General features: G+C 71.8%; 4 protein-coding genes and 1 tRNA gene. 1 reads left to right on the forward strand and 4 read right to left on the reverse strand.

Annotation, left to right across the window (positions count from 1 at the left end; genetic code table 11):
• The first annotated feature begins 168 nt into the window (after positions 1-168).
• Positions 169-241 (forward strand) — tRNA-Arg (locus AC0HS0_RS15450).
• 128 nt (positions 242-369) lie between these two features.
• On the opposite strand, the gene AC0HS0_RS15455 is transcribed toward AC0HS0_RS15450, so the two are convergent.
• From AC0HS0_RS15455 to AC0HS0_RS15470, 4 genes are read right to left on the reverse strand one after another with little or no spacing between them, the layout of a single operon-like run.
• A complete protein-coding gene (locus AC0HS0_RS15455; protein ID WP_472964952.1) occupies positions 370-639 on the reverse strand; it encodes an HPr family phosphocarrier protein in 270 nt (89 codons plus the stop codon).
• Positions 640-666: 27 nt separating this feature from the next.
• On the reverse strand, positions 667-2,766 hold the full coding sequence (locus tag AC0HS0_RS15460; protein ID WP_472964953.1) for a PTS fructose transporter subunit IIABC: 2,100 nt from the start codon (positions 2,764-2,766) through the stop codon (positions 667-669).
• 39 nt (positions 2,767-2,805) lie between these two features.
• Entirely contained in the window at positions 2,806-3,753 is a 948-nt protein-coding gene (locus AC0HS0_RS15465) for a 1-phosphofructokinase (RefSeq protein WP_472964954.1), read from the reverse strand.
• On the reverse strand, positions 3,750-4,535 hold the full coding sequence (locus tag AC0HS0_RS15470) for a DeoR/GlpR family DNA-binding transcription regulator (RefSeq protein WP_472964955.1): 786 nt from the start codon (positions 4,533-4,535) through the stop codon (positions 3,750-3,752). The genes AC0HS0_RS15465 and AC0HS0_RS15470 overlap by 4 nt, the downstream gene beginning before the upstream one ends.
• Positions 4,536-4,596: the final 61 nt, after the last annotated feature.

Here is a 4,596-nt window from a genome sequence, read left to right on the forward strand (position 1 = left end):
GGCGAAGCCGGCCAGGTGCAGATCTTCCGCGGCGCGTACTGGATCGTCGCCGAGTCGTCCGCCTTCTTCGAACCCGGCGATGCCGCGCCGCTCATGCAGAGCGTCCTCGGCAACCTCCCCGCGAACTGACCGCTCTCCAAAAGCTGCTAGCCTGGACGGGCACTCCTGGCCCCCATAGCTCAGGGGATAGAGCGTCTGCCTCCGGAGCAGAAGGCCGTAGGTTCAAATCCTACTGGGGGCACCGCAGCTCCGCTGGGGGCACCGTAGCTCCGCTGGGGGCACCGTAGCTCCGCTGGGGCACCGTAGCTCCGTTCGGACACCGAAAAAGCCCTCTCCATGACGGAGAGGGCTTCTTTCGTACTCGCGCGGCTACTCAGCGTCGAGGTCGGTCTCGAGCAGCGTCACCAGCTCGTCGAGGGCGGTGTCGGCGCCCGGCGCCTCCGAGCGGAGGGTCACGACGGTGCCCTTGCCGGCGGCCAGGCCCATCAGCGAAAGGATGCTGCCGGCGTTCAGCTGCGGGCCGTCGTCGACGGCGATCGTCACGGGAACGCCCTTCTGCTGCACGGCCTGCACGAAGAGCTTCGCGGGGCGGGCGTGGAGGCCGGAACTGCTGGCGACGGTCGCGGTGCGTTCGGTCATGGGTCTCTCCTGTTCAGACGGTGGCGGTCAGGCGACGACGGTCGCGGGGACGGGGTGGTCGGCCGGTTCGGCCACGGGTGTCGCGCGACGCGGCGCCGCGAACCGCTTCAGGCCGACGACCAGCAGGGCGGTGACGAGCGTTCCCGCCGCGAGAGCGACCACGAAGCCCCAGATCGGGTCGATGGCGAAGAAGACGAAGATGCCGCCGTGCGGAGCCCGCGAGCTCACCTCGAACGCCATCGCCAGGCCTCCCGCGACCGCACCGCCCACCAGGTTGGCCGGGATCACGCGCAGCGGATCGGCCGCGGCGAACGGGATCGCACCCTCCGAGATGAACGAGAGGCCCAGCAGCCAGGCGGCCGCGCCGTTCTCGCGTTCGACCTGGGTGAACCCGCGGCGGTAGAGCACAGTCGAGGCGAGCGCCATCCCCAGCGGGGGCACCATGCCCGCGACCATCACCGCGGCCATGATGTGGAAGCTCGCGTCGGTCTGCGCGGCGAGGCCCGCTACCGCGAAGGCGTACGCGACCTTGTTGATGGGGCCGCCGAGGTCGAAGCACATCATCAGGCCGAGGATGACGCCGAGGAAGATGGCGCCGGCGCCGGACAGGCCGTTCAGGAAGCTCGTCAGCTGGGTCATCAGCCACGCGATGGGCGCACCGAGGATGAGCAGCATCAGTCCGGAGGCGATGATCGACGCGCCAAGCGGGATGATCACGACGGGCATCAGTCCGCGCAGCCAGCGCGGCACGGCGGGCCGACCGATGAGCCAGGCCGCATAGCCCGCGAGCAGACCACCGATCAGACCGCCGAGGAAGCCGGCGTTCATGAACACCGCGATGGCTCCGGCGACGAATCCCGGGGCGATGCCCGGCCGGTCGGCGATCGCGAAGGCAATGTAGCCGGCCAGCGCCGGAACCAGGAAGCCGAGGCTCACGCTGCCGATCTCGAAGGCGATGGCGCCGAGGTAGTAGCCGAGGCCCTCGGGCGGCAGGTTCCAGATCGCGTAGTGGGTCAGCGTGTAGACGGCATTGTTCATTCCGGAGTCGCCGTGGGCGAGCGCGATGCCGTACCCGCCCAGGAACGGCAGGAAGCTGATCGCGATGAGCAGGCCGCCACCGGCGACGAACGGGATCATGTAGCTGACGCCGGTGAGCAGGATCCGCTTGAGGTTGGCGCCCCAGGAGAGCGTCTCGGCGGGAGCCGCCGCGGCGGACGCTCCGGAGGCGCTCACGCGTGCGCCGTGCGGGTCAGACGCGACGGCGATCGCCTCGGCGATGAGCTGGTCGGGCTGCTCGATGCCGCGCTTGACGGCGGAGCGCACCACGGGCTTGCCGGCGAAACGGGCCTCCTCGCGCACGTCGACGTCGTTGGCGAAGATCACCGCGTCTGCAGCGTCGATGACGCTCTGCGGCAGCGCCTGGTAGCCGCTCGAACCCTGAGGCTCGACGACCAGTTCGACGCCGTTCCTCGGCCCGGCGGCGGTGAGGGCGTCCGCGGCCATGAAGGTGTGGGCGATGCCGGTCGCGCACGAGGTGACCGCCACGATGCGTGCGGGTCGCCCGTCGATGTGCAAGCCGTCGGCTGCAGGTGCGGCGGGTGCGGCAGGTGCAGCGAGTGCGGGCTCGGTGGGAGCCGGAGTCGACGCGCCGGACGCGGCACTCGCGCCGTCGCCCTCCCCGATCGCCTCGTCGACGAGCGCGACGACGTCGTCCGGCGTCTTCGCCGCACGCAGGCCGGCGGTGAACTCCTCGGTCATCAGACTCCTGGCGAGCTTCGACAGCACGGCGAGGTGGGCCTCCGCCGCGTCGGCCGGCGCTGCGATCAAGAACACCAGGTCGGCGGGACCGTCCGGGGCGCCGAAGTCGACGCCCGGCTCCAGGCGCGCGAAAGCCAGCGTCGGGATGGTGACGGAGGCACTCTTGGCGTGTGGGATGGCGATCCCGCCCGGCAGGCCGGTCTCGTCCTTCTGCTCGCGCGCCCACGCGTCGGCGTAGAGCGCTTCAGCATCGGTGGCGCGCCCCTGCGCGACGACGCGGCCGGCGAGCTCGCGGATGACGGCGCTCTTGTCGCCGACGGAGCCGAGGTCGAGGCTCACGAGTTGGGGAGTGATGGTCTTCGGTGACACGGTTTCCTCCAGTGTGTCTGTGCGGAGTCGAGACGGAGCTCAGGGGTGGAGCGCGGCGACGGGGAGGTCGCCGGCGGACAGGTCGGCCGGTCGGGGCGCCTGGGTGCCGGGCAGTGCCGCGGCGGCGGAGCCGTAGCGGATCGCGTGCACGAGCCGCTCGGGCGGGGTGGCTCCCGCGAGGTCCGCGAGCAGGTAGCCGGCGAGCGCGCTGTCACCAGCGCCGACGGTGCTCTGCACTCGGATGCGGGGGGCGGCGGCGACGAAGCCGCCGTCGGGGATGACGAGCACGGAGCCGAGGGCTCCGAGCGTCACGAGGGCGGCGCCGACACGCTCCGGCACGAGCGACTCGGCCACGGCAAGCACCGCAGCCGGGAGGTCGTCAGTGCCGAGCGGGGCGCCGGTGAGCTCGGCGAGCTCGTCCTCGTTGGGCTTGATGAGATCGGGGTGCGCCTCGAAGACGGCCGCGCGCAGCGCCTCGCCCGACGTGTCGACCGCGATCTTCGGAGCGGCGTCGCCCCAGTGGCCGCGCACGGCGCGGATGACCGTCACGTAGAAGTCGTCGTCGACACCGGGGGGCAGCGAACCCGCCAGGACGAGCCAGCTCGCACCCGCGCACGCGTCGACGACGGCCTCCACGAGCAGCCGGGCGTCGGCTGTGCTCAGGGAGGCGCCGGGGAGGTTGAGCTTGGTCGTGACCCCGGACGGATCGTTGATCGTCAGATTCGCGCGGGCGTGGCCGTGGATGGGCACAGCGCGGGTCGGGAGTCGCGTCGAGCGGAGCACCACGCCGAACGGGTCGTCGGTGGCCAGCGGGAGGACGGCGAGTGCGGGCACGTCGGCCGCGGTGACGACACGTGCGACGTTGATGCCCTTGCCGCCGGCGTCCTCGCGGGAGGACGCGGCCGACTGGACCTCGCCGGGGCGGAGCGGCGCGCTCAGCGTGACGGCCCGGTCGAGGGACGGATTGGCGGTGAGGGTGACGATCATGCCGACCAGACCTCCACGCCCGCCGCCGCCAAGGCATCGGCGAGCTCGCCCTCCGGGGCGCGGTCGGTCACCAGCACGTCGACCGCGTCCAGCGCGGCGAACGAGACCAGCGACTCCTGCTGGAACTTGGACGCGTCGGCGAGGACGACCACCCGGCGCGCGGCGCGGACGATGGCCTCCTTGACCGCCGACTCCTCGGGGTCGGGGGTGCTCAGGCCGAAACCGGCGGAGACCCCGTTGACCCCGACGAAGACGATGTCGGGCCGCAGCGACTGGATCGCGCGGACCGTGGAGGCACCGACGGCCGCTGCGGTGACGCCGCGGATGCGGCCGCCGACGACCGTCAGCGACACGCGGTCGGCCGCGGCGAGCGCCGGCGCGAGGGTGAGCGAGTGGGTCACGACCTCCGCTTCTCCCCCGCTGGCCGAGAGCCGCGCCGGAAGGAGCTGGGCGACGGCGCCGGTCGTGGTGCCCGCGTCGAGGTAGAGGGAGCCGCGGAAGCCGTCGCCGAGGACGTCCAGGGCTCGGGCGGCGATGCGCAGCTTGGTGTCGGTGCGCAGGCCGCTGCGCTCGATCACGGAGGCCTCCGCGGTGCTGGCTCGATCGACGGCGACGGCGCCGCCGTGCACTCGCCGGAGGGCGCCGGTCAGCTCGAGCGCGTCGAGGTCGCGGCGCACGGTCTCGGTCGTGACGCCGAAACGCTCGGCGAGGTCGACCACGGCGACCCGGCCGTCTTCGAGGAGGAGCCGCTCGATCAGCTCCTGACGCTCCATTGCATACACCCGACGCCTCCTTTGGATTTCCAACACAGTACAACATGAATCAACAGAGAGCAATACTCAT

The organism is Leifsonia sp. PARNA 1/14 (assembly GCF_055720965.1).

Bases quoted from the DNA above. Each gene is read 5' to 3' on its own strand.
- AC0HS0_RS15455 (WP_472964952.1), bottom strand. From the start codon at position 639: ATGACCGAACGCACCGCGACCGTCGCCAGCAGTTCCGGCCTCCACGCC.
- AC0HS0_RS15465 (WP_472964954.1), bottom strand. From the start codon at position 3,753: ATGATCGTCACCCTCACCGCCAATCCGTCCCTCGACCGGGCCGTCACG.